Below are 24278 nucleotides of genomic sequence, written 5' to 3' on the forward strand. Positions count from 1 at the left end.
CGAGGCCGCACTCAGGATGAACAGGTACCTACCCGGCCGGCGCCGCGGCTCGCGCGCTCCCGTCCATGCGCGGGGTGCGCGATGATCGCGTTGCGCGAGGCCATCGACACGACCACGCTCGGCTGGATCAAGCCCGAGCTGGACGAGACCCTGCGCCAGGCGCAGCAGGAGATCGAAGCGTTCGCCGAGAACCCGGCGGACACCGGCTGCATGCGCGCCTGCGCCGAGCACCTGCACCAGGTGCACGGCACCCTGCGCATGGTCGAGCTGTACGCGCCGGCGATGGTCGCCGAGGAGATGGAGCGGCTGGCGCTGGCGCTGCAGCGCGGCCAGGCCGGGGACCGCGACGAGGCCTGCGCCACGCTGATGCGCGGCGTGGTGCTGCTGCCGGACTACCTGGAACGGTTGCAGAGCGGCCACCGCGACATCCCGATCGTGCTGCTGCCGCTGCTCAACGAGCTGCGCGCCGCGCGCGGCGAGCCGGGCCTGAACGAAAGCGTGCTGTTCGCGCCGGACCTCGACCGGCCGCTGCCCGCGCACCTGCCGCGCGGCGCCGTCGGCGGCGGCCGCCATGCGCTCAACGGCTACCTGGGCCATCTGCGCGACGCGCTCGCCGCGTGGCCCGAGGACGGCGCGCCGGCGCGCGCGGACGCGTTGAGCGCGGCGATCGACGGGCTGCTCGCGGAGGCCACGCAGGAGCCGGTGCGGCGCATGCTCTGGGTGGCCTCGTCGGTCGCCGGCGCCCTGCGCGACGGCGCCCTGCCGCCGAGCCGGGCGCTGCGCCAGGCGTTCGGCGGCGTCGAGCGCGAGGCGCGCCTGATCCTGGCCGACGACGGCGGCTTCGGCGCCGCCCGCGCCGAGCCCGCGGCCGAGCCGACCCGCCAGCTGCTCTACCACGTCGCCCACAGCAGCAGCGAACACCCGGCGCTGGACGACCTGCGCCGCACCTTCGACCTGTCCTCGCAGCTGCCCAGCGAGTCCGAGCTGGAGCACGCGCGCGGCAGCCTCAGCGGCCGCAACCGCGCGCTGCTCGACACCGTGGCCGCGGCGATCAAGGAGGACCTGCTGCGGGTCAAGGACGCGCTCGACCTGCACCTGCGGACCGGCCAGACCTCGCTCGACCTGCTGCGGCCGCAGGTCGAGGCGCTGGGCCGGGTCGCCGACACGCTGGGGATGATGGGCCTGGGCGTGGCCCGCACCGTGGTGCTGCAGCAGCGCGAGGCGATGGCCGAGATCGTCGCCGGCAAGCGCCCGGCCGACGAGGGCGCGTTGCTCGACGTCGCCGGCGCGCTGCTCTACGTCGACGCCTCGCTCGACGACCAGGTGTCGCGCCTGGGCCTGCCGGAGGACAAGGCCGACGAGGACCTGCTCGCCGGCGAGGCGCGCAAGGTGCTGGACGTGGTCGTGCGCGAGGCGATCGCCAACTTCGGCGACGCGCGCCAGGCCTTCGTCGCCTTCGTCGAGACCAACTGGGACCACGCCGAGCTGGCGGAGGTGCCGCGCGTGCTCGACGAGGTCGCCGGCGCGCTGCGCATGCTCGAGCTGCCGCTGCCGGCGGACTACCTGACCGGCGTGAAGCGCTACACCGAGGTCGAGCTGATCGGCCGCAAGCGCGTGCCCAACGGCCAGCAGCTCGACACCCTGGCCGATGCGCTGGCCAGCCTCGAGTACTACCTCGAGGCGCTGCGCGAGCAGCGCCCGAACCGCAACAACATCCTCGAGATCACCCGGCAAAGCCTAGAAGCGCTGCGCTACTGGCCGCTGCCGGAGTTCGACATCGCCGCGACCCTGGCGCCGACCTCGCCGATCAGCCGCGAGGAGCTGGCGGCGGTGCCCGAGTTCGAGCTGAGCGACACGATCACGCTCGGCGGCGTGGCCCTGTCCGCGGGCGCGGAGCAGGCGGCGCCCGCCGCGGTGGCCGAGGCCGCGCCGCAGGCGACGCCCGCGCCGGCGCTGGCGACGGTGGCGCCGGTCGGCAACGTCGCCGGCGGCTTCGAGCACAGCGACGACATCGACGACGACATCCGCGAGGTGTTCCTCGAGGAACTCGACGAGGAGATCCGCCACCTCGGCGACCTGCTGCCGGCCTGGCATGCGGCGCCGGACGACAGCGAACGCCTGCGCCCGATCCGGCGCGTGTTCCACACGCTCAAGGGCAGCGGCCGCCTGGTCGGCGCCAAGACCCTGGGCGAGTTCAGCTGGAAGATCGAGAACCTGCTCAACCGCGTGCTCGATGGCAGCCGCCCCGCCAGCCCGGCGGTGATCGACCTGGTCGACCGCGCCTACGCCGTGTTGCCGCAGCTGCACGCGGCGCTGCGCGGCGAGGGCGGCGTCAGCGCCGACCTGCCGAGCCTGGAAGCGCATGCCGACCGCCTCGCCGAGGGCGACGAGGGCTTCTACGTCGCGCCCGCCGCGGGCGCGGCGCAGGACGCGCAGCCCGCGCTCGACGTGGCGGTGCCGCTCGCGGCCGGGCCGGAGCCGGCGGCCGGGACCGGCGCCGTCGCGTTCGGGACCGCGGGCGAGCCCGAGGCCGCCATCGCGGTCGAGCCGCCGCCGGCCGCCGCGCCGGCGCTGGACGGCGTGCCGGCCTCGGTCGATCCGGTGCTGCTGGAGATCCTCGACGCCGAGGTCAGCGGCCACCTGGTCACGATCGAGGACTGGCTGGCCACCGCGCGACAGCAGCCGCGCCCGGCCGACGACAAGCTGCAGCGCGCGATCCACACGCTCAACGGCGCCTTCGCGATGACCGAGGTGCCGGTGATCACCGAGATCACCGGCGCCACCGAGGGCTACGTCAAGCGGCTGCTCGCCGCCGGCGGGCCGGCGAGCGAGGAGGGCGTGGCCGCGCTCGGCGCGGTGGCCGAGGCGATCCGCCGCACCCAGCGGGCGCTGAAGTCGCCGCTGCCGCACGTGCCCCTGTTCGACGGCCTGGCCGAGCGCATGCGCGCATTGCGCGACAGCCTGCCCGAGGCGCGCATGCCGCTGCCGATGGACGAGCCGCAGGCGGAGGAGCCGCCGGCGCCGGCCGTGGCGCTGGACGAAGCGCCGCCGCTGGCGGCGCTCGACCTCAGCGCGTTCACCGACTTCGCCGACCAGGTCGGCCCGGCCTACCTGGCCGATCCGGCGCACGGCGCGCGGATCGAAGCCGAGCTGGCCGAGGCGCGCCGGATCGAGGCCGAACGCGCCGAGATCGAGCGCGCCAACGCCGAGCGCCTGGAGATCCAGCGCATCGAGGCCGAGCGCTTCGAATACGAGCGCCGCGAGGCCGAGCGCCTGGAGGCGGAACGCCTGGCCGCCGAGCGCGCCGAGGCCGAACGTCTCGAAGCCGAGCGCCTGGCCGTTGAGCGCGCCGAGGCCGAGCGCCTCGAAGCCGAGCGCGCCGACGCCGAGCGCCGCGCCGACGAGGCCCGGCGCCTGGAGGCGGAGCTGCTCGAAGCCGAGCGGATCGCAGCCGAGCGTCGCGAAGCGGAGCGCCTCGAATCCGAGCGCGCCGACGCCGAACGCCAGGCCGACGAGCGCGCCGAAGCGCAGCGTCTCGCGGCCGAAGAAGCCGAGCGCCTCGAAGCGGAACGTCTCGAAGCGGAGCGACTCGAAGCGGAGCGACTCGAAGCGGAGCGACTCGAAGCGGAACGACTCGAAGCGGAACGTCTCGAAGCGGAACGTCTCGAAGCGGAACGTCTCGAAGCGGAACGTCTCGAAGCGGAACGACTCGAAGCGGAACGACTCGAAGCGGAACGACTCGAAGCGGAGCGACTCGAAGCGGAGCGCGCGGCCGGCGAACCTGCGGCCGAGCAGGCGGCCCTTGCCGACGCGGACGCGGCCGAAACCCCGGCCGAGGCCGGGGCGGTGCCGGAGCCGGCCGTCGCGGCGTTGATCGAACACGCGCTCGGCGCGGCCGATCTCGACCCGGACGCGCCGCTCGACCTGAGCGAACTCGACCCGGAACTGGTCGACATCTTCGTCGAGGAAGGCGCCGACCTGCTCGACCACGCCGACGGCCTGCTCGCGCAGTTGCGCGAGGCGCCGGAGGAGCGCGAGCACCTGGCCGGCCTGCAGCGCGACCTGCACACGCTCAAGGGCGGCGCGCGCATGGCCGGCATCTACGCGGTGGGCGAGCTCGGCCACGCGATGGAATCGCTGCTGGAAGCGGTGGTCGAACAGCGCTGCGAGCTCGGCCGCGACGGCATCCCGCTGCTCGAGCGCGGCTTCGACCGCCTGCACGCGATGGTCACCCGCGTCGGCGAGCGCCGCGCGATCGCGATGCCGTCCGCGCTGATCGCCGAATTCGACGCGTGTGCCCGCGGCGAACGCGCGCCGCAGGCGCCGGCGGCCGAGCCCGCGCACGCCGCGCCGGTCGCGCCCCCGGCGCCGCCGCCGACGCTCAAGCCGCTGTCGCCGCCGATCGGCGAGCAGCCGCTGGCCGACGAGGACGACATCGCCGCGCGCGCGCCGCAGGAACAGGTGCGCATCCGCGCCGACCTGCTCGACCGCCTGGTCAACTACGCCGGCGAGGTGGCGATCTACCGCGCCCGGCTGGAGCAGCAGCTCGGCGCGTTCCGCGTCGCGATCGCGGAAATGGCCGCGACCAACACGCGCATGCGCGACCAGCTGCGCCGCCTGGAGATCGAGACCGAGGCGCAGATCATCGCCCGCTACCAGCGCGAGCACGAGGAGGGCGACAGCGCCTTCGACCCGCTCGAGCTGGACCGCTTCTCGACCCTGCAGCAGCTCTCGCGCGCGCTGGCCGAGTCGGCCGCCGACCAGATCAGCCTGCAGACCACGCTCGACGACCTCACCCGCCAGTACGAGACCCTGCTGCTGCAGCAGTCGCGGGTCAGCTCGGAGCTGCAGGAAGGCCTGATGCGCACCCGCATGGTGCCGTTCGACGGCCTGCTGCCGCGCCTGCGCCGGGTGGTGCGCCAGGCCGCCGGCGAGCTCGGCAAGCAGGTGCAGCTCAAGCTCGAAGGCACCCAGGGCGAGCTCGACCGCAACGTGCTCGAGCGCATGACCGCGCCGCTGGAGCACATGCTGCGCAACGCCGTCGCCCACGGCCTGGAAACGCCGGAGCGCCGCCGCGCTGCGGGCAAGCCGGAAGAGGGCACGATCCGCATCGCCCTGCGCCGCGAAGGCGCGGAAGTGGTGCTGGAGGTCGGCGACGACGGCGCCGGCCTGAACCGCGCCGCGATCCGCCGCCGCGCCGAGGAGCGCGGGCTGATCCGCGCCGACGCGGTGCTCGCCGACGGCGACCTGGACATGCTGATCCTGGAGCCGGGCTTCTCCACCGCCGACGAGGTCAGCCGCCTGGCCGGCCGCGGCGTCGGCATGGACGTGGTCGCCTCGGAGGTGCGCCAGCTCGGCGGCTCGCTCGACATCCAGTCGCGCCCCGGCCAGGGCGCGCTGTTCACGTTGCGCCTGCCGCAGACCCTGGCCGTGACCCAGGCGGTGTTCGTGCGCATCGGCGAGACCACCTTCGCGGTGCCGATCGCCTCGGTGCGCGGCGTCGGCCGCCTGCCGCGCGAGCAGCTCGACGCGCCCGAGCCGAGCTACCGCTACGCCGGCGAGGACTACGCCGTGCACGACCTCGGCCAGCTGGTCGGCCACGCGCCGGCCAAGGCCGAAGGCCAGCTGCAGATGCCGCTGCTGCTGATCCGCTCCGGCGACCTGCGCGCCGCGGTGTGCGTCGACCAGGTGCTCGGCAACCGCGAAATCGTGGTCAAGCCGGTCGGCCCGCAGGCCGCGTCGGTGCCGGGCATCTTCGGCGCCACCATCATGGGCGACGGCCGCGTGGTGGTGATCCTCGACGTCGCCCCGCTGGTGCGACGCCAGGCCCTGCTGCCGCGCGCGGCGGAGCCGGCCGCGGCCCCGGCCGAGCAGCGCCGCGTGCCGCTGGTGATGGTGGTGGACGACTCGGTCACCATGCGCAAGGTCACCGGGCGCGTGCTCGAGCGCCACAACTTCGAGGTGGTCACCGCGAAGGACGGCGTCGACGCGCTCGAGCGCATGGCCGAGATCGTGCCCGACCTGATGCTGCTCGACATCGAGATGCCGCGCATGGACGGCTACGAGCTGGCCAAGGCGATGAAGGCCGACGCGCGGCTGCGCGGCGTGCCGATCGTGATGATCACCTCGCGCACCGGCGACAAGCACCGCCAGCGCGCGTTCGAGATCGGCGTGGAGCGCTACCTCGGCAAGCCGTACCAGGAGCCGGAGCTGCTGCGCAACGTGTACGAGCTGCTCGGGATCGCCCGCCGCCATGACTGACGCCGCCCGCCGCGTGGTCCTGCTGGCCCGCCCGGGCACGGCCCGCGACCGCCTGCGCGCGGCCCTCGCCGACGCCGGCGCGCAGCTGGTGCTGGAGGCCGACCCGACCGTGCTGGCCTCCGACGAACTGCTCGCCGCCGCGCCGCAGGTGGTGGTGGTGGCGCTGGACGCCGCCACCGAGGACGCGCTCGACCGCTTCGACCCGGTGCTGCATGCCGACGGCGTCGAGGTGCTGTTCGAGGAAGCCGAGCTCGCCGCCCGCCGCGAAGGCTGGGAGGCGGCGCGCTGGGTGCGCCACCTGGCCGCCAAGCTGCACGGCCATGGCGACGTGCTGCCGCCGGGCCACGAACCCGAGGACGCGCCGGTGCCCGAGCCCGCCGCGCCCGCCGCCGCCGAGCCCGGCGATGCTTCCGCGGTTGCGCCCGCCGCCGGCCACGCCGTGCCGGCCGAGCCGACGTTCGCCGTGCCCGCCGCGTCCGCCGACGCGCCCGCGGCCGATGCCGGCCATGCGTTCGACCCGGTGCTGGCCGAGTTCGACGACGCGCCGCCCGCGTTCGCGCAGGAGACGCCGCTGGAGCCGTTCGCGCCGGAGTGGGACCTGTCCGAGCCCGCACCGGAGCCGGCGGTCGAGATCGCCGACGCGCGCCCGCGGCTGGAGCCGGTCGACCTGCGCTTCGACCAGCCGCCGGCCCTCCCGGGCGACGCCCCGGCGGCGCAGGATCCGGTGCTGCTGTTCGCCGCCAGCCAACCGCCGCAGCCGCCCGCCCCGGCCGCGCCGCCGCCTGCGCCGGACTGGTCGTTCGCCGACGAGGTCGAACCGGTGGGCGACGCCGCCAGCGGCGACGACCGCCGCTTCCACCACGACCTGCTCGAGATCGAGCGCCGCATCGCCGGCCTGGAACTGGTGGACGACCGGCCCGCCCCCGCAAGGCAGGGCGCCGTGCTGGTGCTCGCCGGCATCGGCGGCCCGGACGCGGTGCGCCAGCTGCTGGGCGCGTTGCCGGCGGATTTCCCGCAAACGGTGCTGGTGCAGCAGCGTCTCGACGGCGGCCGCTACGACCGCCTGGTCGCGCAGATGCAGCGGGTGACGCCGTTGCCGGTGCAACTGGCCGAGGCCGGCCGCAGCGCCGACCGGGGCGTGGTCTACATCCTGCCCGCCGGTCTCGGGCTGCGTTCCGAAGGCGCCGCGTTGCGCTTCGCCGAGGGCGAGGCGGATCCGCTCGACGCGCTGCCGGGGTCCGACTCGGCGGTGCTGCTGCTCAGCGGCAGCGACCCGGCCCAGGTCGACGCCGTGCTGCGCCTCGCCGGCGCCGGCGCGCTGGTCGCCGGGCAGGCGCCGGACGGCTGCTACGACGCGGCCGCGTCCACCGCGCTGATCGCGCGCGGCGGCGAGTCCGGCCCGCCGGCCGAGCTCGCCGCGCGCCTGGCCGCGCGCTGGAAGAATTGATCCATCCCTCTCCCACCGCGGGAGAGGCGCTCCGAGTCGCTCACGTTGCACGGTTCCACGAGATCGCCATGACCAGCCCCGCCGTCGCCCCCGCCCAGAACGACATCCGCGGCGTCCTGATCCAGGTCGCCGGCGGCCGCCTGCTGCTGCCCAACGCGACCATCGCCGAGGTGCTGTCCTATCCCGAGCCCGATCCGGTGCCCGGCGCGCCGGACTGGCTGCTCGGCCGCATCCGCTGGCGCGGCTGGCAGCTGCCGCTGGTGGCGTTCGCGCGCCTGGCCGGCCTGGCCGACGAGCGCGGCGGCCTCGGCAGCAAGGTGATCGTGCTGCGCGCGCTCGGCGGCCATCCTCGCGCGCCGTACTTCGCCCTGCTGACGCAGGGCTTCCCGCGCCTGGTCACGGTCTCGCGCGAGGCCCTGGTCGAAGTCGGCGACGGCGCGCTGCCGCCGGGCGCACTGGCGCGGGTGATGCTCAACGAGGACGACGCCTTCGTGCCCGACCTGGAGGCGATCGAAGGCCTGATCGGCGGCGCGCTCGCCGCGGCGGCTTGAGCCCCGCGCCGCGCCCGCCTTCCGCATCCCCGGCGCGCGCCGGTAGCCGCAATCCCGTCGGCATGTCGGTAGCGAGCCGCAGCCGGGCCGCCGCATCCGGCGCGAGCCGCGGGTCCGGCGCCGCGTCCGCGCCGAGCGGCAGCCCCGCCGCCGCACTCGCGGAAGCGCCGCCGCACCAGGATGCCCCTCCCACTCGTGGGAGCGGGCAGGGGTGAGGGCGCGGATGCCTGCCGCCGCTTCCGCGACCGACGGCACTCGCGCCGCCTCGCGCCTGGCTTCGGTCGATGCGCTGCGCGGGCTCACCGTCGCGGCGATGCTGCTGGTCAACAACCCGGGCGACTGGGGCCACGTCTATGCGCCGCTGCGGCACGCCGACTGGCACGGCTGCACGCCCACCGACCTGATCTTCCCGCTGTTCCTGTTCGTCGTCGGCGTGTCGATCGCGCTGGCGCTGCGGCCGCGCATCGAGCGCGGCGATCCCCCGGCCGCGCTGCGCCGCGCGGTGCTGGCACGCGCCGTGCGCATCGCCGGCCTGGGCCTGCTGCTGCACCTGTGCGCGTGGCTCGCGTTCGACCTGCCGCACTACCGGCCCATGGGCGTGCTGCAGCGCATCGGCCTGTGCTTCGCCGCGGCCGGGCTGGCCGCGCTGCAGCTGCGCCCGCGCGCGCAATGGGCCTTGCTGGGCGCGCTGCTCGCCGGCTACGCGGCACTGCTCGCCGCCGGTGGCACGCTGGCGCCGTTCGAGAACATCGCCAGCCGTTTCGACCACGCGGTGCTCGGCGCGCACGTCTACCGGCTGGACCCCGCCGGCCGCGGCGGCCACGACCCGGAAGGCCTGGCCAGCACGCTCGGCGCCCTGGCCACCACGCTGCTGGGCGTGCGCGCCGGCGACTGGCTGCGGCGCGGGCAGCGGCGCACGCTGTGGCTCGCCGCGGCGATCGCCATGGCCGCCGGCTACGCATGGTCGCCGTGGCAGCCGCTCAACAAGAACCTGTGGACCCCGGCCTACGTGCTGTGGACCGGCGGCATCGCCTGCGCGCTGCTGGCCCTGGGCCACGAACTGATCGACCGCCGCGGCTGGCCCGCCTGGGGCCGCACCTTCGGCGTCAACGCCATCGCCGCCTACGCCGGCTCCGCCTTCCTGCTCTACGCCCTGGCCGCCCTCGGCTGGCTGGAGCCGCTCTACCGGCACGCCTTCGCGGACTGGATGGCCCCGCGCTTCGGCCCCTACGTCCCCTCGCTGGCCTACGCCCTGTGCTTCGTCGCGCTGTGGTGGGGTGCGGTGCGGTGGCTGGATGCGCGCGGGATCCACTTCAAGATTTGAGCGGCGTCGTCCGGCCAGGCCTCGTCCGTGTTTCGCCCGCATCCGGGAGGCGTGGCCCTTGCGCACGATTCCCCGCGCAGCACGGAGTCCTTCCCTTCCGTGGGGCGATCCCTTGGGGGCGAGGGGTTTCGGTTGGTGCGGGAGTATTACCGGCTTGCCATGAGGCGCCACACCTGGAGTCGCGGTCCACTGACGTGGCGCGGCCAAATTCGGACGTCAGGTGGCTATGGCACATTCCAGCACCCAGGCGCGGGAGCTAGAAAGGCTTGGGCGCGGCATGTGCTCGCTGGTGATGGGCATCGGGGCGTTCTTCGCCTACCTCAGCGAGATGTTCGGGTGGGCGCGGGCACCCGACGCTACCGGCGAGGCCGCCTCGCTGTTCCATGGCACGACGGGCTTGGCTGGTGCTTGGCTAGCGGCCCATGGCGTGCGCCGTGCCCTTCCGCTTGCCGGCCCACGGGCCTGACAACGGTTCGAACCGATGCCGCTTTGCGGCTCGGTTTCGGGCTGTTGTAGGCGATTGGGTTCGTATTGGCCTTCGCCCGGAGCAGGGCGGGCGAGCGTAGGCACGTGCCGCGAGCGGTCGGCGTCCTGCGCCTGCATGCTCGAAGCGGCTTTTCCGGTGGTCCGCGCAGGGCGGGCCCTGGCCCGCTGTGCGCCTTCTACGTCCGCCTGCGCCGTTGCAGCAGGCTTTCTTCCAGGCGGGCGCGACTCGCCGGTACTCGCAGCCGCGCGCACCCCGTAATGCATCCGGAGCGGAAGGCCGCGACGCCGCCCCGGCAAGCGGGAACCTGACGGCCATTCGCCCGCGCCGGGGCGCTTTGCGGCGCGGCCCGCGGGGGCCGGTCGAGCGCCCGGGCGCCACCCGGGGCGGCGCCGGGCGTAGTGCATTGCGCTTGTGATGCGCGACCCGGTTTCACCGGCGCACCCCACCTAGGCTCATCTCCTCGTCGCCGGAAGCGAGGCGGTCGCGGACATGCGGCCCGCAGTGGAAACCACATCGGCCTGCCCGGCTCCAGGCCTTCTGGATTGGAGAAAGTCATGGAATTTCGACGCGGTCGGCCCCTCGCCTGGGCCATCCTTTCCTTGCTGGGCCTCGGCGGTCTTTCCCCGCCGGCGTTCGCGCAGAGCGCGAATGTGCAGTCGGCCTCGACCTCGACTTGCAACATCAAAGGGCGCGTGACGCTGACGATCGCCGGCATCAGGAGCGAAGTGCCGTTGACCTGCGTGAACCCGACCGGCCAGAGCGCGCCAGGGAGCGACGCCAGTGCCCTGGCCAGCACCACGGCGCTGGGCATTCCGGCGATCGCGAACCTGGCCAGCGTGTCGGCGCCCTTCGGCGAGAGCGCATGGAAGAATTCGCCCGGCACGACCATGTTGATCGGCGACGCCGGCGCATCCGATGTCGCGTTGCTGCAGGACGGCGTATCGACGGCGGATGTGGCGGGCCGCATCGATTGCGTCAGCACGACCGGCAGCGCGATCGTGGACTGCGCGGCCGCGATGGCGATCGGGGCGCTGCATATCGGCGGACAGGAGGTGGACCTTCCGCCGGAGCCGATCCCGATCAACACCGTCGTGCCGATCGCCAACCTCGATCTGGCCGTAGCGCTGCCTCTGGTCGGCACGATAGCCGTTCCGATCAACGGAGCGGTCACCTTGAACAGAGTCGAGGTGACGGGGCAAGACTCGAACAATCCGCGCATCGAACATGCGCCGATCTCGGTGAGCGCGAGCGGCAGCGTCGACGTGCTGGGCGTCGGGTTGGTGGGCGTGGATATCCGGCTGGACGATTACACGGACATGAAGATCACATGGAGGTCGGACGCCGGTCCTGTCGCCATTACCTTGAGGCCGGCGCCTTACGAGTCCTTGGAGGTTGTTGAAATCCCTGGCGCCACTTCGCAGTAACCCGCGGAATCGCCGAAGGCCTACAGCGCCGAGACCGTGGCCCGTCCCGCGGTCCCGGCGCGCTGCTATCGTCAGTGCACCGGCCGGGTGCGGCGGCTCGGTTCGGCAGCCGAGCTACACCTTGATCCTGTCCTACGACTTGTATTCTCGGAGCGGCGATGGGGCGGCCCGGATCTGCGAGTACAGGACGGAGTTCCATTCCCGGCCCCATCGGCGGCGACGCATGTGGTGTTCGAGCAAGGGTAGCCCACGTCTCGGGCTTTGCGGCACCCGCGTCGATCCGTTCGACGGCCGTTGAGAGAGGGCGGCTCGTATTCCAAGGCATCGGAGCAAGCGCGCGATGAAAGAAGCGGAACTGGCCAGGTTCGAGATCGACGGCGCCGAGCTGGCGGTGCGGCTGGCCGGCGATCGGCGGGCGCCGGCGTTGCTGCTGATCCACGGCTTCCCGAGCGCCTCGACCTCGTTCCGCAACGTGATCGGCCCGCTGGCGCGGGACTGCTTCGTGATCGCGCCGGACCTGCCGGGCTTCGGCGCGTCGGAACCGGTCGAGCCGGCGTCGTTCGCGCGCTTCGCGGACGTGATCGAAGCGCTGCTCGCGCGGCTCGGCGTCGCCTCCTTCCACCTCTACCTGCACGATTACGGCGCGGCGGTGGGCCTGCATCTGGCCACGCGCGCGCCGCAGCGCATCCGCGGCCTCATCGTCCAGAACGCCAACGCGCACGAGAGCGGCATGGGCCCGCAATGGGCGGCGACGCGCGCGTACTGGGACGACCCGACGCCGGAACGGCAGGCCGAGGCCACCGCGCACCTGACCTTCGAGGGCACGCGCGACCAGTACGTGGGCGGCGTGCCGCCGGACGTCGCCGCACGCGTCGAGCCGCGGCTGTGGGAGGAAGACTGGCGCATCATGTCGCGGCCCGGCCGGCTCGAGATGCACCGGCGGCTGGTGCTCGACTACCGCAGCCACTGCGCCCGGTTCGGCGAGATCGCCGAGTACCTGCGGCGGTGGCAGCCCCCGGCGCTGCTGCTGTGGGGGCGGCACGACATCTTCTTCGACCTCGCCGAGACCCTCTCCTGGATGCAGGCGTTGCCGCGCATGGAGGCGCACATCCTCGACGGCCCGCATTTCCTGCTGGAAACCCACCCGGCCGAGTGCGCGGCGTTGATGCGGGAGTTCCTGCGGCGGGTGGAAGGGCCCGGCGACGACCGGGCCGTTGCCTTGCAGCGCGCCCGGCCACCTGGGGAGGGGAGCGGCTAGGTTCCGAGGCGTATCGAAGGCGATCCGCACCTTGGCGATGGATCCCGGATCCCAACGATGAGGCCCCGAACCTCGGCGACCAGGTTCCGGACATCGATGATGGCGTTCCTGAGGTCATCGATGAGGTCCGCGACGCCCCTGATGAGGTCCCGGACGTCTCCGGCGAGGTTCCAGACGCCATCGATGAGGTCGCCGGCGTCAACGATGGGGTTCCGGACGCCATCGACGAGGTCTCTGGCGCCAACGAAGAGGTCCGGAACCCCGTTCGAGGAGAGACCGACCCGATCGCCGGAAGTTATCCACAGGCGGGGACGGAGCCGGCGGCGGTGGGCCCCAGGCAGCCCGCCCCGCGCCAGGCGGTGCCGGGCGGGACAAGCCCCGCCGTCAGCCGAAATCGCCGAACCGGGCCTGCAGGGCGGCGATGGCGGCGAGGCCGGCGGTCTCGGTGCGCAGGATGCGCGGGCCCAGGCGCAGGCCGGCGAAGCCGGCGGCGCGGAGCTGTTCGCGGTCGAGCGGGGACCAGCCGCCCTCGGGGCCGATGGCGAGGTGGATCGGCGCGGCCAGGTCCGCCTGCAGGGTGGAGAAGGCGAGCTCGCCCCCGGGATCGAGGACCAGCCGCAGTCCGCCGGCCGGCAGGGCGTCGAGCGCGGCGGCCAGCGGCACCGGCGCGAACACCTCGGGCACGCGCGCGCGGCCGCTCTGCTCGCACGCCGACGCCACCACGCTGCGCCAATGCGCCAGGCGCTTCTGCGCGCGCGCCTCGTCCAGCCTGACCTCGCTGCGCTGCGACCACAGCGGGCGGAATTCGGCCGCGCCCAGCTCGGTGGCCTTCTGCAGGATCAGGTCCATCTTCTCGCCGCGCGCCACGCCCTGCAGCAGCGCCAGCCGCAGCGGCGACTCGTTGGCGACCGCGCGCGCGGCGCCGACGGCCACGCGCACCTCGCGCTTGCCGGCCGCGACGATGCGCGCGTCGTAGTCGTGGCCGCGGCCGTCGAACAGCACGCAGGCATCGCCCACGCCCAGGCGCAGCACGCGGGTCAGGTGCGCGGCCGCGCTCTCCGGCAGCGCGAGCTCGCCGCCGGGCGCCAGCGGCGCGTCGACGTGCACGCGGGTCAGGCGCATCCGGCCTCCGCGAGCGCATGGTCGATGGCGGCGCGGGTGGTGTCGGCGAGCAGCCGCAGCGCGTCGTCGTCCACGCAGTACGGCGGCATCCAGTACAGCACGTCGCCGAGCGGGCGCAGCAGCACGCCGCGGGCGAGCGCGCCGCGGTAGGCGCGCAGGCCGAGGCGCGCGGCCGGGTCGAACGGGGTGCGCCGGTCGCCGTTACGCGCCAGCTCGAACGCCACGATCATGCCGGCCTGGCGCACGTCGGCGACGTGCGGGTGTCCGGCAAGGGCCGCAGCGTGCCCGGCCATGCGCGTGGCGGTGGCGCGGTTGCGTTCGATCACGCCGTCGGCGGCGAAGATGTCGAGCGTCGCCAGGGCCGCCGCGCAGGCCAGCGGGTTGCCGGTGTAGCTGTGCGAATGCAGGAACGCGCGCTCGCGCGAGTCGTCGAGGAAGCCGTCGTAGATCGACTGCGTCGCCAGCACCGCGGCCAGCGGCAGGGCGCCGCCGGTCAGGCCCTTGGACAGGCAGAGCAGGTCGGGTTGGATGCCGGCCGCCCCGTCGGCCGCCGGCGCCTGCTCGCAGGCGAACAGCGTGCCGGTGCGGCCGAAGCCGACCGCGATCTCGTCGGCGATCAGGAACACGCCGTGCGCGTCGCACAGCTCGCGCGCGCGGCGCAGGTACAGCGGGTGGTGCATGCGCATGCCGCCGGCGCACTGCACGCGCGGCTCCAGGATCAGCGCGCAGACCTCGCCGGGGTGGCGCTCGAGCAGCTCGCGCAGCGCCGCCGCGGCGCGCTCGGCGCGCTGCGCGGGGCTCTCGCCCGGCTCGCACAGGTAGGCGTCGGGCGAGGGCGCGAACAGCGCTTCCGCCAGCAGCGGCGCGTACACGCGGCGGTACAGCGGGATGTCGCCGACCGCGAGCGCGCCGAGGGTCTCGCCGTGGTAGCCGTTCTCCAGGGCGACGAACTTGGTGCGCCTGGTCTCGCCGCGGTTGCGGAACCAGTGGAACGCCATCTTCAGCGCGACCTCGACCCCGGCCGAGCCGTTGTCGGCGTAGAACACCTTGGCCAGCGGCTCGCGCCCGGCCTCGCGCGGCGCGATCGCGAGCAGGCGCTCGGCCAGCTCGACCGCCGGCGCGTGCGAGCAGCCGGCGAGGATCACGTGCTCCAGCGTGCCGGCCTGGCGCGCGATCGCGGCGACGATGCGCGGCTCGGCGTGGCCGAACAGGTTGGTCCACCAGCTGCTGATCGCGTCGAGGTAGCGGCGGCCGTCGCGGCCGACCAGCCACGCGCCTTCGCCGCGCTCGACCGGCAGCAGCGGCAGCACGTCGGGGTGCTCGCGCATCTGCGTGCACGGATGCCACAGCACGGCCAGGTCGCGCGAACGCCAGTGCTCGGCCTCGGTTATCATCGACGCATCGGAAGTCCCGTCCTGCATGCGGCCATTATCGGCGCGCGCGCGGGCAGGGCCTAGCCCCGAAGCGTCGCCCGGGCCAGGCGTACCGGCTGCGCCGGCCGCGGCGCGCCCCAGTCCCCGTCGCGATCGGGACGCCCGTTCCTTCGGATACCGCATGTCCCGCCGCCTGCCGACCATCCACCGCATCACCGAGCACGACGCCGGCCCGTACCGGCTGGAGCGGCTGGACCTGGAGTTCGCCAACGGCGAGCGCCGCCACTACGAACGCCTGCACGGCCGCGGCCACGGCGCGGTGGTGGTGGTGCCGCTGCTCGACGACGACACGGTGCTGCTGGTGCGCGAGTACGCCGCCGGCGTGCACCGCTACGAGCTGGGCCTGGTCAAGGGGCGCATCGACGCCGGCGAGACGCCGCTGCAGGCCGCCGACCGCGAACTGAAGGAAGAGGCCGGCTACGGCGCGCGTTCGCTGACCGTGCTGCGCGCGCTGACGTTGGCGCCGACCTACATGAGCCACCAGGCGCACCTGGTGATCGCGCGCGACCTCTATCCCGAGCGCCTGCCCGGCGACGAGCCCGAGGAGCTGGAAGTGGTGCCGTGGAAGCTCGACGCGCTGCACGAGCTGATCCTGCGCGAGGACTTCTCCGAGGGGCGCAGCATCGCCGCGCTGTTCATCGCCCGCGAATGGCTGAGGACCGCGCCCCGATGAGCCTGTCCGCCCGGTTGCGCGAGGACGTGATCGCGCTGGCCCGCGACGCCGCCGCCGCGATCCTGGGCATCTACGACAGCGACTTCGCCGTCCAGCACAAGGACGACGACTCGCCGCTGACCGCCGCCGACCTGGCCGCGCACCGCTGCATCGTCGACGGCCTGGCGCGGCTGACCCCGGACATTCCGGTGCTGTCGGAGGAGTCCGCGCACGAGGTGAGCCTGGGGCTGCGGCGGCAGTGGCGGCGGCTGTGGCTGGTCGACCCGCTCGACGGCACCCGCGAGTTCGTCAAGCGCAACGGCGAGTTCACCGTGAACATCGCCCTGATCGAGGACGGCGTGGCGACCTACGGCATCGTCCAGGCGCCGGTGACCGGCGCGCTGTGGCACGGCGGCGCGCGACTGGGCGCGTTCCGCCGCGAAGGCGGGCGCGACGTGCCGGTGCGCGCGCGCGCGCCGGCCACGCCGCCGCTGCGCGTGGCCGCCAGCCGCTCGCATCGCGACGGCCGCACTCAGGCGTTCATCGCGCGCATGGGCGAGGTGGAGCCGCTCGGCCTGGGCTCGTCGCTGAAGTTCTGCCGCCTGGCCGAGGGCGGGCTCGACGTCTACCCGCGCTTCGGCCCGACCAGCGAGTGGGACACCGCCGCCGGCCAGTGCGTGCTGGAAGGCGCCGGCGGCGCGCTGTTCGACCCGCGGGGCCGGCCGTTCCGCTACAACCAGCGCGAGCGCCTGCTCAACGGCGACTTCATCGCCCTGGGCGACCCGGCGCTGCCGTGGCGGGACTGGCTGGGATGAGGCGCCGCGCCGCGCGCATCGGCGCCGCTTCCGGCGGTGCCGGCGAGCGGGCGGAGGACGCCGGATCGGCGCCGGCGCGGGAACGGCGGCGCCAGGCCGCCGGAAGCACGACGAGCGAGAGAGCATGAGCGAGCCCACCGGCGACCCGCGGCGCATCGACACCCTGCTGGCGATCATGGCGCGCCTGCGCGACCCGCAGGGCGGCTGCCCGTGGGACCTCGAGCAGAGCTTCGCCACGATCGCGCCGTACACGATCGAGGAGGCCTACGAAGTCGCCGACGCGATCGACCGCGGCGACCTCGACGACCTCAAGGACGAGCTCGGCGACCTGCTGCTGCAGGTGGTGTTCCACGCGCAGATGGCGAAGGAGCAGGGCGCGTTCGGGTTCGCCGACGTGGTCGCCGCGATTTCCGACAAGATGCTGCGCCGGCACCCGCACGTGTTCGGCGACGCGCAGGTGGGCGATGCGCAGGCGCAGACCGCGGCCTGGGAGGAGCTCAAGCGGCGCGAGCGCGAGGCCGGCGGGCACGCCGACCGCTCGGCGTTGGCCGGCGTCGCCCGCGGCCTGCCGGAATGGCAGCGCGCGGCGAAGCTGCAGAAGAAGGCGGCGCGGGTCGGCTTCGACTGGCCCGGCCCGGAGCCGGTGATCGCCAAGCTGCACGAGGAGATCGAGGAGGTGCGGGCCGAGTTCGCCGCCCGCGCCGCCGCGCCGGACGATGCCGCGGCGCGCGATCGCCTGGAGGAGGAGATCGGCGACGTGCTGTTCGTCTGCGCGAACCTGGCGCGCCACGCCGGCGTCGACGTCGGCGCCGCCTTGCGCCGCGCCAATCTCAAGTTCGAGCGCCGCTTTCGCGCGATGGAAGCGCTGGCCGAGGCCGACGGCACGGCGCTTGCCGCGCTGCCGCCGGAGGCGCAGGATCGCTACTGGGCGCGGGCCAAGGCGGCCGAGAAGGCGCCGCCGGCGGAGCCGCCCGGGGCGGCGCCGGAGGCGGCCGAGGCCGCGCCGCGCCGACCCGGCGCCCGCACGTTGCGCGGGAGGACCCCATGACCCGGCGATTCTCCAGCTTCCGCGAGTTCTACCCGTTCTACCTGGACGAGCACCGCGACCGCACCTGCCGGCGCCTGCACTTCGTCGGCAGCGGCGCGGCGCTGGCGCTGGCCGCGACCGCGATCGCCCGCGGCAGCCCGTGGTGGCTGCTGGCGGCGCTGGCCTGCGGCTACGCTTTCGCATGGGCCGGGCATTTCTTCTTCGAGAAGAACCGCCCGGCCACCTTCAGGCACCCCTTCTATTCCTTCGCCGGCGACTGGGCGATGTTCTGGGACATCCTGAGGGGGAGGATCCGGTTCTAGGCACGGGAGAGGGGGGCGGGTGGCGCGGCCGCGATCCGCCGTTTCCCCGTTTCGCTCCTCACTCCAGGAAGATCAGCCACGCCGCCACGGCGATCAGGGCGAAGCCGGCCCAGTGGTTCCACTTCAGCGGCTGGCCCAGGTACCAGGCGGAGAAGCCGGCGAACACCAGCAGGGTGATCACCTCCTGCATGCCCTTCAGCTGCGGCGCCGAATACACCGCCGCGCCGATGCGGTTGGCCGGCACCATCAGGCAGTATTCGAAGAACGCGATGCCCCAGCTGGCGAACACCGCCGCCAGCAGCGGCGCCGAGCGGTACTTCAGGTGCCCGTACCAGGCGAAGGTCATGAACAGGTTGGAGCCCAGCAGCAGGGCGATCGGGGCGAGGCGTTCGTAGGGCATGCGGCGGAGTCCGGGAAATGAGGCGTTCAGCTTGAGGCCGCCGGTTTTCACGGCGCGTCCACCCTGTGGCCGGCAGCCTTCACAAAACTGAAGGAACAACGAGGATCCTGCAATGCAGTCAACGCGAGACGGGGGTCTGGTCCTGATCGTCGAGGACAACCGCAACATCTCGGAGATGGTGGGCGAGTACCTGGAAAGCCGCGGCTTCGAGGTCGACTACGCCGGCGACGGCTTGGACGCCTACCGCCTGGCCACCGAGAACAGCTACGACGTCATCGTGCTCGACCTGATGCTGCCGCGCATGGACGGGGTGGAAGTGTGCCGGAAACTGCGCGAGGAGGCGCGCAAGTCGACCCCGGTGCTGATGCTGACCGCGCGCGACACCCTCGACGAGAAGCTCACCGGCCTGGGCGTGGGCGCCGACGACTACCTGACCAAGCCGTTCGCGATCCAGGAGCTGGAGGCGCGCCTGCGCGCGCTGATCCGCCGCGAGCGCCGCCAGGTCGGCGGCGAGGTGCTCAAGGTGGCCGACCTGGTGCTCGACCCGGCCAGCCTGCGGGTGACCCGCGGCGGCAGCGAGCTGCAGCTGTCGCCGATCGGCCTGCGCCTGCTGACCATCCTGATGCGCGAGTCGCCGCGCGTGGTCAGCCGCCAGGAGATCGAGCGCGAGATCTGGGGCAACGGCCTGCCCGATTCGGACACCCTGCGCAGCCACCTCTACAACCTGCGCAAGACCATCGACAAGCCCTTCGACAAGCAGCTGCTGCACACGGTGCAGAGCGCCGGCTACCGGATCGCCGACATCTCGCAGCCGCCCGAGTAGCACGCCCCGATGGCGCACGGCCTCCCCCGCAGGATCAAGCTGGCGTTCACCGTGCACGCGGTGATCGGCGGCATCGCGATCACCATCGGCATCCTGCTCGCGGCCTTCGCCGTGCGCGAATGGGTGATCCACGAGCGGCTGCAGCAAGAGAGCGAGGCGTTCTGGCGCGCGCATCGCGAGAACCCGCGCCACCCGCCGCCGCTGACCCGGGCGCTGACCGGCTACGCCCTGTTCGAGGGCGCGGACCAAGCGCCCGGGGCGCGGCGCCCGCCGGAATCGCTGCGCGAGCTGCCGGCGGGGCTGCATTCGCTGTCCGGCGGGCGGATGGTGCTGGTCGACCGCCGCGCCGAGGGCTCGCTGTACCTGGTGTTCTCCTCGTGGATGGTCGACCGCGCGGTGCTGCTCACCGCGGCCGCGTCGCTGCTGCTGTCGCTGCTCACCAGCGGCATCCTGGTCTGGCTGACCTACCGCACCTCCAAGCGGCTGGTGGCGCCGGTCAGCTGGCTGGCCAACCAGGTCGCGAACTGGGACCCGCGCCATCCCGACGCGCGCCTGATCGCCCCGCGCAACCTGCCCACCGATGCCGGCGACGAGGTGCGCAAGCTGTCGCGGGCGCTGTCCGGCCTGGCCGAGCGGGTCGGCGACTTCGTCCAGCGCGAGCGCAACTTCACCCGCGACGCCAGCCACGAGCTGCGCACGCCGCTGACGGTGATCCGCGTCGCCACCGACCTGATGCTGGCCGACGCCGAGACCACGCCGCGCCAGCAGCGCTCGCTGCTGCGGGTGCAGCGCGCCGGGCGCGACATGGAGGCGGTGATCGACGCGTTCCTGATCCTGGCGCGCGAGGCCGAGGTCGAGCCGCAGAGCCAGGAGTTCGACGTGCGCGAGGTGGTCGACGGCGAGATCGAGCGGGTGCGCCCGCTGCTGGCCGAGCGGCCGGTGACGCTCCGCCTGCACGACGAGGGCGCGCCGCGCCTGGTCGCGCCGCCGCACGTGCTGCGGGTGGTGATCGGCAACCTGCTCGGCAACGCCGTGCGCTTCACCGACGAAGGATCGATCGAGGTGCGGCTGCTGCCGGACCGGGTGGTGATCCGCGACACCGGCATCGGCATGTCCGCCGACGTCCTGGCCAAGGCCTTCGACCCGTTCTTCCGCGCCGACCACAACGCCGAGGACGGCGGCAAGGGCATGGGCCTGTCGATCGTGCGCCGCCTCGCCGACCGCTTCGGCTGGACCATCGGTCTGACCAGCGAACCCGGGCGCGGCACCACCGCCGTGGTCCGCTTCGCCCGCTGAGCGGCCCGGGTTTCGTGGCAGGATGCCGCGGGCTGAACGAACGCCCGCGGCCGCTGTCAACGCTTCGGCCGCGGGCGCGTTAGCGCCCGACATTCGATCCCCGAAGCGAGCCCCATGAGCGCAGCCCGCAAAGCCCCCTCCGCCCGTCCGTCGCCGTCCGCCTCCGCCTGGCTCCGCCGCGGCGCCATCGCCGTGATCGTCGCCGCCGCGCTCGGCGCCGGCGCCTGGTGGCTGCTGCAGCGGCGCGGCGGCGAGGAGGCGGCCTTCCGCACCGTGCCGGTCGAGCGCGGCGACATCCGCGTCGCGATCTCCTCCACCGGCACGCTCAGCGCGATCTCCACGGTGACCGTCGGCAGCCAGATCTCCGGGCAGGTGACCGAGGTGCTGGTGGACTACAACGACGAGGTCAAGAAGGGCCAGGTGATCGCCCGCATCGACCCGGCCACCTACGAGGCGCAGATCCGCCAGGGCAACGCCCAGGTCGCCAACGCCCGCGCCAGCCTGGCCCAGGCCGAGGCGACGCTGAAGAACGCCGAGCTGGACTACCGCCGCAAGGCCGAGCTGCTGGAGCGGCAACTGGTCGCGCGCAGCGACGTCGACCTCGCCCGCGCCGCGCGCGACCAGGCGCAGGCGCAGGTCAACGCCGCGCGCGCGCAGATCCAGCAGCAGACCGCCTCGACCCAGACCAGCCAGATCAACCTCGAGCGCACCGTGATCCGCTCGCCGGTGGACGGCGTGGTCCTCACCCGGAGCATCGAGCCCGGCCAGACCGTCGCCGCCAGCCTGCAGGCGCCGGAGCTGTTCACCATCGCCGAGGACCTGGGCAAGATGAAGATCGAACTGGCGGTGGACGAGGCCGACATCGGCCAGGTCAAGCCGGGCCAGAACGTGGTCTTCACCGTCGACGCCTTCCCCGACCGCCGCTTCCGCGGCACCGTCGAGCAGGTGCGGCTGTCGGCGACCACCAGCAACAACGTGGTCACCTACCCGGTGGTGGTGACGGTGGACAACAGCGACGGCACGCTGCTGCCGGGCCTGACGGTCAACGCCGAGATCGAGGTGAGCCGGCGCGACGGCGTGCTCAAGGTCGCCAACGCCGCGCTGCGCTACAAGCCCGCCGATCCGCAGGCGGCGATGCCGGCCCCGGGCGCGGTGCGCGCCGGCGGCGGCCTGATCGACGACCTGGCCCGCACCGCCGCGGCGATGCGGCTCACGCCGAGCCAGCAGGCCGCGTTCGACGCGGCCGCGGCCGCGGTGCGCGAGCGCCAGGCGGCGCGCATGGCGCAGGCGCAGGCGGCCCCGCAGGGCGGCAATCGCCTGTTCGGTGGCGGGGGCGGCCGCGGCGGCCCGCCGGGCGGGATGATGGTGACGGTGGGCCCGGGCGGCGCCGGCGGCAACGCCGCGGCGCAGATGCGCCAGCGCATGGCCGACCGCCTGCGCAGCGACTTCGCCGCGTTCCGCGCCTCCCTCGACGCGCAGCGCCAGGCGCAGTGGGACCGGGCCTTCAACGAGCTGCTCAACGCGCGCCGCGCGCCGCTGTACAAGCTGGCCGACGGCAAGCCGCAGATGGTCATGGTGCGCATCGGCGCCAGCGACGGCAGCAGCACCGAGGTCTCCGGCGGCGGGCTGAAGCCCGGCGACCTGGTGGTCACCGGCGAGCGGGCCAAGGAATGAGCGCGGCGGACGAACCGCCGGTGATCCTCACCCGCGGCCTGAGCAAGGTCTACGCGCCGGGCAGCGAGGCCGAGGTGGTGGCGCTCAAGGGCGTGGACCTGTCGATCGCGCGCGGCGACTTCGTCGCGATCATGGGGCCGTCGGGCTCCGGCAAGTCGACGCTGATGAACCTGATCGGCTGCCTGGACACGCCGACGTCCGGCGTCTACGAGTGCGACGGCATCGATGTGTCCACCCTCGACGCCGAGGAACTGGCGGCCCTGCGCCGCAACAAGATCGGCTTCGTGTTCCAGGGCTTCAACCTGCTGCCGCGGCTGGACGCGCTGGAGAACGTGGCGATGCCGCTGAGCTACGTGCGGGTGCCGCCGCAGGAGCGGCTGGAGCGCGCGCGCCGGGCGCTGGCCGCGGTCGGCCTGGCCGAGCGCGCCGACCACCGCCCCAACGAGCTGTCCGGCGGCCAGCAGCAGCGCGTGGCGATCGCCCGCGCGCTGATCAACCACCCGCCGATCCTGCTCGCCGACGAGCCCACCGGCGCGCTCGACAGCAGGACCGGCGAGGAGATCCTGGCGCTGTTCAAGCGCCTGCGCGACGACGGCCACACCGTGGTGCTGATCACCCACGACGCCCACGTCGCCGCCCACGCCGACCGCATCTGCGTGATGCGCGACGGCGAGTTGCACGAGGAGGCCGCGCCATGAACTTCTCCGACATCCTCCGCACCGCCGTGTTCGCCCTGCGCGGCAACTGGCTGCGCAGCGCGCTGACCTCGCTGGGCGTGATCATCGGCATCGCCGCGGTGATCGTGATGGTCTCGGTCGGGCAGGGCACCCAGGCGGAGATCGACAAGATGGTCGCGGGCCTGGGTTCGCAGCGCCTGGACATCACCCCGGGCGCATCGCGCTCGCCGGGCGGCGTGCGCATGAGCGCGTCCAGCTTCTTCACCCTCGACGAGGGCGACGTGGAGGCGATCCGCAGCGAGATCCCGGAGGTGCAGTACGTCACCGGCGTGCTGCGCGGCAGCACCCAGGCGGTCTACGCCGAGAACAACACCCCGACCAGCTGGCAGGGCGTGCAGCCGGACTACTTCGAGATCAACGGCTGGAGCATCGCCGAGGGCGCCGGCTTCGACAGCCAGGACTACACCGGCGCGGCCAAGGTGGTGATCCTCGGCGACACCGTGCGCCGCACCCTGTTCGGCGACGACTCGGGCGTGGGCCAGACCATCCGCCTCGGCCGGGTGCCGTTCACCGTGGTCGGCACGCTCAAGCCCAAGGGCCAGGGCAGCTTCGGCCAGGACCAGGACGACGTGGTGATGGTGCCGCTGGAGACCGCGCGCCGCCGCCTGATGGGGTCGATGGGCCTGCCCGCGGGGGCGGTGATGCAGATCGCGCTGACCGTGGCCGACGCCAAGGACCTGGACTACGTGCAGGGCGAGGTCGAGGCGCTGCTGCGCCAGCGCCACCGCATCCAGCCCGGCGAGGAAGACGACTTCAACGTGCGCAACATCGCCGAGATCGTCGCCACCCGCACCGCCACCACCAACCTGATGTCGAAGATGCTCGGCGCGGTGGCGACGATCTGCCTGGTCATCGGCGGCATCGGCATCATGAACATCATGCTGGTGTCGGTGACCGAGCGCATCCGCGAGATCGGCCTGCGCATGGCGGTCGGCGCCGGGCCGGGCGACATCCGCCGCCAGTTCCTGGCCGAGGCGATGCTGATCGCGCTGATCGGCGGCGTGATCGGCATCGTCATCGGCGTGGCGGGGGCGCTGCTGGTCGGGCGCATCGGCTCGCTGCCGGTGGCGCTGAACGGCCACGTGGTGGCGCTGGCGGCGAGCTTCTCGATCATGACCGGCCTGTTCTTCGGCTACTACCCGGCGCGCAAGGCCTCGCAGCTGGACCCGATCGAAGCGCTGCGGCAGCAATAGCGCGCGGCGTCCGCCGCCGGGGGCGCAGCGC

18 protein-coding genes are annotated in these 24278 nt (G+C 73.6%); 15 read left to right on the forward strand and 3 right to left on the reverse strand.

Annotated elements, in window-relative coordinates:
• The first annotated feature begins 81 nt into the window (after positions 1-81).
• The 6 genes from EDC50_RS14530 (at position 82) to EDC50_RS14555 (ending at position 12752) form a co-directional block, all read left to right on the forward strand.
• Positions 82-6261 (forward strand): Hpt domain-containing protein, encoded by a 6180-nt coding sequence (locus tag EDC50_RS14530; protein WP_123771220.1) that lies wholly within the window; start codon positions 82-84, stop codon positions 6259-6261.
• The gene (locus tag EDC50_RS14535) at positions 6254-7708 is read left to right on the forward strand and encodes a chemotaxis protein CheB (RefSeq protein WP_123771221.1); all 1455 of its coding nucleotides are present in this window, start codon (positions 6254-6256) and stop codon (positions 7706-7708) included. The genes EDC50_RS14530 and EDC50_RS14535 overlap by 8 nt, the downstream gene beginning before the upstream one ends.
• A gap of 68 nt (positions 7709-7776) precedes the next feature.
• Positions 7777-8259 (forward strand): chemotaxis protein CheW, encoded by a 483-nt coding sequence (locus EDC50_RS14540; RefSeq protein ID WP_123771222.1) that lies wholly within the window; start codon positions 7777-7779, stop codon positions 8257-8259.
• 223 nt (positions 8260-8482) lie between these two features.
• Positions 8483-9583, forward strand: a complete 1101-nt coding sequence (locus EDC50_RS14545) for an acyltransferase family protein (RefSeq protein ID WP_123771223.1) — start codon at positions 8483-8485, stop codon at positions 9581-9583.
• A gap of 1041 nt (positions 9584-10624) precedes the next feature.
• On the forward strand, positions 10625-11494 hold the full coding sequence (locus EDC50_RS14550) for a hypothetical protein (protein WP_123771224.1): 870 nt from the start codon (positions 10625-10627) through the stop codon (positions 11492-11494).
• Positions 11495-11834: 340 nt separating this feature from the next.
• Positions 11835-12752 (forward strand): alpha/beta fold hydrolase, encoded by a 918-nt coding sequence (locus tag EDC50_RS14555; protein ID WP_123771225.1) that lies wholly within the window; start codon positions 11835-11837, stop codon positions 12750-12752.
• A gap of 384 nt (positions 12753-13136) precedes the next feature.
• Here EDC50_RS14555 and EDC50_RS14560 read toward each other — a convergent pair whose 3' ends face one another.
• On the reverse strand, positions 13137-13874 hold the full coding sequence (locus tag EDC50_RS14560; protein ID WP_123771226.1) for a 16S rRNA (uracil(1498)-N(3))-methyltransferase: 738 nt from the start codon (positions 13872-13874) through the stop codon (positions 13137-13139).
• The gene (gene bioA, locus EDC50_RS14565; RefSeq protein ID WP_425477942.1) at positions 13865-15268 is read right to left on the reverse strand and encodes an adenosylmethionine--8-amino-7-oxononanoate transaminase; all 1404 of its coding nucleotides are present in this window, start codon (positions 15266-15268) and stop codon (positions 13865-13867) included. The genes EDC50_RS14560 and bioA overlap by 10 nt, the downstream gene beginning before the upstream one ends.
• A 160-nt stretch (positions 15269-15428) precedes the next feature.
• Between bioA and nudE the strand changes: the two genes are divergently transcribed.
• From nudE to EDC50_RS14585, 4 genes are all read left to right on the forward strand, one after another.
• Positions 15429-15980 (forward strand): ADP compounds hydrolase NudE, encoded by a 552-nt coding sequence (gene nudE / locus EDC50_RS14570; protein ID WP_123771228.1) that lies wholly within the window; start codon positions 15429-15431, stop codon positions 15978-15980.
• A complete protein-coding gene (cysQ, locus tag EDC50_RS14575) occupies positions 15977-16774 on the forward strand; it encodes a 3'(2'),5'-bisphosphate nucleotidase CysQ (RefSeq protein ID WP_123771229.1) in 798 nt (265 codons plus the stop codon). Before nudE ends, cysQ begins: the two co-directional genes overlap by 4 nt.
• 124 nt (positions 16775-16898) lie before the next feature.
• Positions 16899-17822, forward strand: a complete 924-nt coding sequence (mazG, locus tag EDC50_RS14580; RefSeq protein ID WP_123771230.1) for a nucleoside triphosphate pyrophosphohydrolase — start codon at positions 16899-16901, stop codon at positions 17820-17822.
• The gene (locus tag EDC50_RS14585) at positions 17819-18124 is read left to right on the forward strand and encodes an Mpo1-like protein (protein ID WP_123771231.1); all 306 of its coding nucleotides are present in this window, start codon (positions 17819-17821) and stop codon (positions 18122-18124) included. Before mazG ends, EDC50_RS14585 begins: the two co-directional genes overlap by 4 nt.
• Positions 18125-18182: 58 nt before the next feature.
• Here the strand turns inward: EDC50_RS14585 and EDC50_RS14590 are convergent, their stop codons facing one another.
• Entirely contained in the window at positions 18183-18524 is a 342-nt protein-coding gene (locus EDC50_RS14590; RefSeq protein WP_123771232.1) for a DMT family protein, read from the reverse strand.
• Between the two features lie 112 nt (positions 18525-18636).
• On the opposite strand from EDC50_RS14590, the gene EDC50_RS14595 reads away from it, so the two are divergent.
• The 5 genes from EDC50_RS14595 (at position 18637) to EDC50_RS14615 (ending at position 24247) form a co-directional block, all read left to right on the forward strand.
• On the forward strand, positions 18637-19347 hold the full coding sequence (locus EDC50_RS14595) for a response regulator transcription factor (RefSeq protein WP_123771233.1): 711 nt from the start codon (positions 18637-18639) through the stop codon (positions 19345-19347).
• A 9-nt stretch (positions 19348-19356) separates the two neighbouring features.
• On the forward strand, positions 19357-20643 hold the full coding sequence (locus EDC50_RS14600; RefSeq protein WP_123771234.1) for a sensor histidine kinase: 1287 nt from the start codon (positions 19357-19359) through the stop codon (positions 20641-20643).
• 114 nt (positions 20644-20757) lie between these two features.
• Entirely contained in the window at positions 20758-22317 is a 1560-nt protein-coding gene (locus EDC50_RS14605; RefSeq protein ID WP_123771235.1) for an efflux RND transporter periplasmic adaptor subunit, read from the forward strand.
• A complete protein-coding gene (locus tag EDC50_RS14610; protein WP_123771236.1) occupies positions 22314-23015 on the forward strand; it encodes an ABC transporter ATP-binding protein in 702 nt (233 codons plus the stop codon). Before EDC50_RS14605 ends, EDC50_RS14610 begins: the two co-directional genes overlap by 4 nt.
• Entirely contained in the window at positions 23012-24247 is a 1236-nt protein-coding gene (locus EDC50_RS14615) for an ABC transporter permease (RefSeq protein ID WP_123771237.1), read from the forward strand. The genes EDC50_RS14610 and EDC50_RS14615 overlap by 4 nt, the downstream gene beginning before the upstream one ends.
• Positions 24248-24278 lie beyond the last annotated feature (31 nt).

This window comes from Vulcaniibacterium tengchongense (assembly GCF_003814555.1).
Lineage (GTDB): Bacteria > Pseudomonadota > Gammaproteobacteria > Xanthomonadales > Xanthomonadaceae > Vulcaniibacterium > Vulcaniibacterium tengchongense.

What these genes read in the sequence shown, in the direction of transcription:
- EDC50_RS14530 (WP_123771220.1), top strand. Translation starts at nt 82, where the DNA reads ATGATCGCGTTGCGCGAGGCCATCGACACGACCACGCTCGGCTGGATC.
- EDC50_RS14535 (WP_123771221.1), top strand. Translation starts at nt 6,254, where the DNA reads ATGACTGACGCCGCCCGCCGCGTGGTCCTGCTGGCCCGCCCGGGCACG.
- EDC50_RS14540 (WP_123771222.1), top strand. Translation starts at nt 7,777, where the DNA reads ATGACCAGCCCCGCCGTCGCCCCCGCCCAGAACGACATCCGCGGCGTC.
- EDC50_RS14545 (WP_123771223.1), top strand. Translation starts at nt 8,483, where the DNA reads ATGCCTGCCGCCGCTTCCGCGACCGACGGCACTCGCGCCGCCTCGCGC.
- EDC50_RS14550 (WP_123771224.1), top strand. Translation starts at nt 10,625, where the DNA reads ATGGAATTTCGACGCGGTCGGCCCCTCGCCTGGGCCATCCTTTCCTTG.
- EDC50_RS14555 (WP_123771225.1), top strand. Translation starts at nt 11,835, where the DNA reads ATGAAAGAAGCGGAACTGGCCAGGTTCGAGATCGACGGCGCCGAGCTG.
- EDC50_RS14560 (WP_123771226.1), bottom strand. Translation starts at nt 13,874, where the DNA reads ATGCGCCTGACCCGCGTGCACGTCGACGCGCCGCTGGCGCCCGGCGGC.
- bioA (WP_425477942.1), bottom strand. Translation starts at nt 15,268, where the DNA reads ATGATAACCGAGGCCGAGCACTGGCGTTCGCGCGACCTGGCCGTGCTG.
- nudE (WP_123771228.1), top strand. Translation starts at nt 15,429, where the DNA reads ATGTCCCGCCGCCTGCCGACCATCCACCGCATCACCGAGCACGACGCC.
- cysQ (WP_123771229.1), top strand. Translation starts at nt 15,977, where the DNA reads ATGAGCCTGTCCGCCCGGTTGCGCGAGGACGTGATCGCGCTGGCCCGC.
- mazG (WP_123771230.1), top strand. Translation starts at nt 16,899, where the DNA reads ATGAGCGAGCCCACCGGCGACCCGCGGCGCATCGACACCCTGCTGGCG.
- EDC50_RS14585 (WP_123771231.1), top strand. Translation starts at nt 17,819, where the DNA reads ATGACCCGGCGATTCTCCAGCTTCCGCGAGTTCTACCCGTTCTACCTG.
- EDC50_RS14590 (WP_123771232.1), bottom strand. Translation starts at nt 18,524, where the DNA reads ATGCCCTACGAACGCCTCGCCCCGATCGCCCTGCTGCTGGGCTCCAAC.
- EDC50_RS14595 (WP_123771233.1), top strand. Translation starts at nt 18,637, where the DNA reads ATGCAGTCAACGCGAGACGGGGGTCTGGTCCTGATCGTCGAGGACAAC.
- EDC50_RS14600 (WP_123771234.1), top strand. Translation starts at nt 19,357, where the DNA reads ATGGCGCACGGCCTCCCCCGCAGGATCAAGCTGGCGTTCACCGTGCAC.
- EDC50_RS14605 (WP_123771235.1), top strand. Translation starts at nt 20,758, where the DNA reads ATGAGCGCAGCCCGCAAAGCCCCCTCCGCCCGTCCGTCGCCGTCCGCC.
- EDC50_RS14610 (WP_123771236.1), top strand. Translation starts at nt 22,314, where the DNA reads ATGAGCGCGGCGGACGAACCGCCGGTGATCCTCACCCGCGGCCTGAGC.
- EDC50_RS14615 (WP_123771237.1), top strand. Translation starts at nt 23,012, where the DNA reads ATGAACTTCTCCGACATCCTCCGCACCGCCGTGTTCGCCCTGCGCGGC.